A 4,096-nucleotide genomic window follows, 5' to 3' on the forward strand; every position below is an offset into this window, starting at 1 on the left:
CCTCTCCTCCACCCCGGGGCGGGGAGGGAGAAGGGGACTGTCTTACTTCCCCTCGAAGATCGGGTCGAAGCCGGCCCACATCATGCGCTTGCCGTCGAAGGGCATGTCCATGCCGTCGAAGTCGGGATCGTTCATCATCTCGGCGAAGCATTTGTCGGCGGTGGCGCGGTCGGGCCAGCGCAGCCATGAGAAGACCACCGCCTCGCCGGGCTCCCGCTTCACGGCGCGGGGGAAGCTGGTGGTTTCGCCCTCGGGGATGTCCTCGCCCCAGGTCTCGACCTGCTCGAGGCAGCCGTATTTCTGGAACAGCGGCCAGGATTTGCGGGCGGACTCGAGGTAGCGGTCCTTGTCGGCGGTTTTGACGGGGATGAGGAAGCCGGTGATGTAGGTCATGACGCATGCTCCGCTGCTAGGGGCCAGGGGCCAGGGGCGAGGGGCGAGGGGCGAGGATTAGGGCTCACCCGGCGGGATCAGGCAATAGGCGACAGGCGACAGGCGCGGGCCGCGCTTCCCCTCGACCCTCGCCCCTCGACCCTAGGCCAGCATGTCCAGCAGCGTCCCGGTCATTTCGTCGGCGGTCTTCAGCACCGAGACATTGGCCTTGAGGGCCAGTTCGGCGCCCATGCGCTCGACGGTCTCGCCGGCGAGGTCGGCGAGGGGGTCGGCGGCGGTGCGGCGGGCGCTGGCCTCGAAACGGGCCGTGGCGGCTGCGATGCCGGCGGCGGCGATGGCGTGAGCCTGCATGGCGGCGTCTCCCGTGGACCTGGGGGGAGGATGACGCGGCGGGCTGAACGGGAGGCTGACGAACAGGGTGAACGGGGCGGGAAAGCGGTGTTCGCTGAATCGACAGGGCGGGCCGGACATGGTTGGCTGGGGGCGTGGATCCCGCGAACGGAACCGTCGCCATGGTCAGCCTCGCCCATCTGAAGCGTCGCCTCGGGCAGTATGCGGCCGTGTGGGTGGCGGGGTTCCTGCTGTCGGGGCTGGCGATCCTGGCGGGGCTGTGGTTCGCGGAGCTGATGACGGCGGTCGACCTGGTGCTGCCGGCGGGGCTGTTGCTGGTCGCCCTGGCGCTGGGGGCGGGGGTCGTGGCCAGCCTGGCCTCGGGCGAGACGCTGGGGACCAAGCTGGTGGTGCTGGGGCTGGCGGCGCTGCTGGCGCTGCCGCTGCTGTGGGCGCCGGTCTCGGCGGCGGTGGCCATCGCCTTCTTCGCCGACCGCTCGATCGAATATTCGCAGGTCTATGCGGCCTTCCAGATCGGGGTGGCGCGGGTGCTGTTCCCGATCAGCCAGTGGGTCGGGGGCGGGGACCTGTTCGGCTGGGTGTGGACGGCGTTCCAGTGGGTGTCGACGGCGGTGGGCTTCGCCTCGGCGGTGGTCCGGGTCTGGCCGTTGGTGCGGCGGCTGCTGGGACCGGAGCCGGTGGAGGAGACCTGAGGCTTGCCGCCGGCGGGCCGCGGAGTCATCGTCGGGCCATGAGCACGCAGGAGCCGGCGGGCGGACGCTTCCAGAGTTTCGCGGCCTTCTATCCGCACTATATCCACGAGCACTCCAACCGGACGTGCCGGCGCATCCATGTGGTCGGGTCGGCGCTGGTGCTGGTCGCGCTGGCCGTGGCGGTCGTGACGCTGAACCCGTGGTGGCTGCTGGCCATGCCCGTGATCGGCTACGGCTTCGCCTGGGTCGGGCATTTCTTCTTCGAGAAGAACCGGCCGGCGACGTTCCGCTATCCGCTGTGGAGCCTGATGGGCGACTGGCGGATGTTCTTCGAGACGGTGAGCGGCAAGCGGAAATTCTAGCCCGGCCGGCCCGGATCCTGGAAGGTGAACAGGATGGCGCCCAGCAGGGCGGCCGCGTCGCGGTCGGCGGAGCCGGCGGGCGGCAGGTAGAAGGTCGGCCTCATGCCGCTGAGGGCCACGCCGCCGATGTCGACGCCGTCGCGGCTGAACACATAGCCCAGCACATTGCCGCCGCCCCACGGCAGGCCTTCGACGTAGCGGGTCTCGGCCCGATAGACCTGACCGTTCCAGCGCAGCTCGCCCGCCCGTTGCGGCTGCTGCATCCGCTGCAGCCAATTGCCGTGCCGGCTGAGCGCGAGGGTGAAGGCGGCGTCCGCCGGCGCGGCGCCGGAGAAGGCGCAGTTGTAGGCGAGGTCGGCCCGTTCGAAGGTGATGCCGAGGATCTGGGTGCGCGCCTCGCCGCCCTCGCACTCGGCCTCGATCTCGCCCGGCAGGGAGGGGGCGGTCAGGCTCAGGGAGGTCCGGGCGTGGGCGCTGCGCCGGAAGGGCATGGCCGTGCCCGAGGACCGCGCCGACGACGAGCCGACGTATTCGCCGATGGCGAAGCCGGGGCGGAACAGGCTGGGGCCGCGTCGACCCTCGAGCGACACGCGCTCGGTGCGATCCCTGAAGGGAACCCCGGCGTCCTGGGCGACGGCGGCGGGCGCCAGGCACAGGGCGGCGGCGACGATGGCGATGACGGCTTTCATGGTCCCCTCCCGAGAGATCGGGGGAGGGTGCCCTCGCCGCGCCGGTTTCGCAATACGTCGTTAGGCCAAGGGCCTAGTTGGAGCCGACGTTGGCGGCGGCCGAGGCCATCAGGGTCTGGCTCGGCACCCGGTCCCACGACGGCGGGCAGCCGTCGAAACGGCCGGCGTCGATCAGGGTCACGCGGCGCTGGTTCAGCGGCATGGCCGGCGACATCGAGCCGCGGCCGTGGCCGGTGTAGAAGTCGATCTTCTGACCCTTGATCGCGCCGCCGGTGTCGGAGGCGTACCAGTAGCCGTCGTGGATGGTGCCGTCAGACATCCGCATGCCGACCGTCTCGGGGATGAACAGGCGGGTGCGTCTGGGGATGTAGCGCGGGTCGACGGCCATGGTGCGCATCGGGATCGGGCGGCAGCCGAGGCTGTCGTTGCCCGTCGCTCCGCCGCCGCCGGCATGGTAGAGATTGACGCGGGCGGTCCAGTCGGCGGCTTCCGCCATCAGGGCCTGCTGCTCGGGGGTCAGGGCGACGCCGCTGTCGGAACCTTCGTTGACCGACCCCGTTGATTCCTCGCCCAGACCGGTCGCGACCGCGGCTTCATAGGAAACGGGATCGGCCTCGATCGCCGCATGGGCGGGGAAGGCCATCGCCCAGACGAGGGCGAGCGCAGCGGCGGTGCCGAGCATCAATTCGACTCACGAGAACACCGGCCCCTGACGCGTCCGGCGACGCGCTTTTCGATCACGAATGCGGCAAAAGCCAGACGTGGGGCTCGGACTGCGACCTCCTGTCAGGTCGAGCGGTGGATAAGTGCGGCTTGTGAGGGACGAACGGAATCTCGTTTGGCCAACGCCGCCAAACCTGTAAGCTGTATTCGCAGATCAGAAACACTTTGCTGGGGCGCGATGCTTACTGTCCATGGGGATATTCGTTCCGGCAACTGTTTGAAGGTCAAGTGGTTGCTCGACAGGCTCGGGCATGATTATCGCTGGGTCGAAACCGACGTCATGGCGGGGACGACGCGATCCACAGAATTTTTGGCCCTGAACCCGGCCGGACAGGTTCCGGCGGTGGTGCTCGCCGACGGCCGTACGCTGGCGCAGTCGAACGCGATCCTCGGCTTCTTCGGCGAGGGCACGCCCTTCGTCCCGACCGACCCGTGGGACCGGGCCAGGATGTACGAGTGGCTGTTCTGGGAACAGTACAGCCACGAGCCGTATATCGCCGTGGCCCGGTTCCAGCGGACCTTCCTCGGCAAGGCGGCGGACGAGATCGAGCCGCGGCTGATGGAGCGCGGTCGGGCGGCGCTGGAGCGGATGGAGGCGGCGCTGGCCGGGGCGGACTGGCTGGTCGGGGCGGGGCCGACGCTCGCCGACCTGGCGCTGGTCGCCTACACCCGGATGGCGCCCGAGGGCGGGTTCGAGCTCGAGCCGTTTCCGGCGATCCGGCGGTGGATCGGTCGGGTGGAGGGGGTGTTCGGGATTCAATCCTACCCCGAAGCGTAGCGACAGGGGGAGGGGGACCGCCGGACCGGCGGTGGAGGGGGCTTGCCCCGGCCGCCGTCGGTTGCCGTCGCCCCCTCCCCCTGTCGCTACGCTTCGGGGTAGGATTGA

At 69.9% G+C, this 4,096-nt stretch carries 7 protein-coding genes; 3 read left to right on the forward strand and 4 right to left on the reverse strand.

Translation table 11 applies throughout. The annotated features are described in order from the left end of the window. Window positions 1-42: 42 nt before the first annotated feature. Both RDU12_RS13355 and RDU12_RS13360 read right to left on the reverse strand, forming a co-directional pair. Window positions 43-393, reverse strand: coding sequence for a DUF1428 domain-containing protein (locus tag RDU12_RS13355; protein ID WP_300292205.1), 351 nt, complete (start codon window positions 391-393; stop codon window positions 43-45). 141 nt (window positions 394-534) lie between these two features. Further along, window positions 535-744, reverse strand: coding sequence for a flagellar hook protein FlgE (locus RDU12_RS13360; RefSeq protein WP_300292203.1), 210 nt, complete (start codon window positions 742-744; stop codon window positions 535-537). A gap of 134 nt (window positions 745-878) precedes the next feature. On the opposite strand from RDU12_RS13360, the gene RDU12_RS13365 reads away from it, so the two are divergent. Both RDU12_RS13365 and RDU12_RS13370 read left to right on the forward strand, forming a co-directional pair. Further along, window positions 879-1,436 carry a hypothetical protein gene (locus RDU12_RS13365; protein WP_300292201.1) on the forward strand — a complete coding sequence of 186 codons (558 nt, stop codon included), beginning with the start codon at window positions 879-881 and terminating at the stop codon, window positions 1,434-1,436. 38 nt (window positions 1,437-1,474) lie between these two features. Further along, on the forward strand, window positions 1,475-1,798 hold the full coding sequence (locus tag RDU12_RS13370; protein WP_300292199.1) for an Mpo1-like protein: 324 nt from the start codon (window positions 1,475-1,477) through the stop codon (window positions 1,796-1,798). Here the strand turns inward: RDU12_RS13370 and RDU12_RS13375 are convergent. Then, on the reverse strand, window positions 1,795-2,487 hold the full coding sequence (locus RDU12_RS13375; RefSeq protein WP_300292198.1) for a hypothetical protein: 693 nt from the start codon (window positions 2,485-2,487) through the stop codon (window positions 1,795-1,797). The genes RDU12_RS13370 and RDU12_RS13375 overlap by 4 nt on opposite strands. A gap of 73 nt (window positions 2,488-2,560) precedes the next feature. After that, window positions 2,561-3,169, reverse strand: coding sequence for a 3D domain-containing protein (locus RDU12_RS13380; RefSeq protein WP_300292196.1), 609 nt, complete (start codon window positions 3,167-3,169; stop codon window positions 2,561-2,563). A 219-nt stretch (window positions 3,170-3,388) separates the two neighbouring features. On the opposite strand from RDU12_RS13380, the gene RDU12_RS13385 reads away from it, so the two are divergent. Continuing rightward, window positions 3,389-3,988, forward strand: coding sequence for a glutathione S-transferase family protein (locus tag RDU12_RS13385; protein ID WP_308685101.1), 600 nt, complete (start codon window positions 3,389-3,391; stop codon window positions 3,986-3,988). The last annotated feature ends 108 nt before the right edge of the window (window positions 3,989-4,096 follow it).

The organism is Brevundimonas sp. (assembly GCF_031082345.1).
GTDB lineage: Bacteria > Pseudomonadota > Alphaproteobacteria > Caulobacterales > Caulobacteraceae > Brevundimonas.

Coding starts and splice junctions, on each gene's coding strand:
- RDU12_RS13355 (WP_300292205.1), bottom strand. CDS start 393: ATGACCTACATCACCGGCTTCCTCATCCCCGTCAAAACCGCCGACAAG.
- RDU12_RS13360 (WP_300292203.1), bottom strand. CDS start 744: ATGCAGGCTCACGCCATCGCCGCCGCCGGCATCGCAGCCGCCACGGCC.
- RDU12_RS13370 (WP_300292199.1), top strand. CDS start 1,475: ATGAGCACGCAGGAGCCGGCGGGCGGACGCTTCCAGAGTTTCGCGGCC.
- RDU12_RS13375 (WP_300292198.1), bottom strand. CDS start 2,487: ATGAAAGCCGTCATCGCCATCGTCGCCGCCGCCCTGTGCCTGGCGCCC.
- RDU12_RS13380 (WP_300292196.1), bottom strand. CDS start 3,169: ATGCTCGGCACCGCCGCTGCGCTCGCCCTCGTCTGGGCGATGGCCTTC.
- RDU12_RS13385 (WP_308685101.1), top strand. CDS start 3,389: ATGCTTACTGTCCATGGGGATATTCGTTCCGGCAACTGTTTGAAGGTC.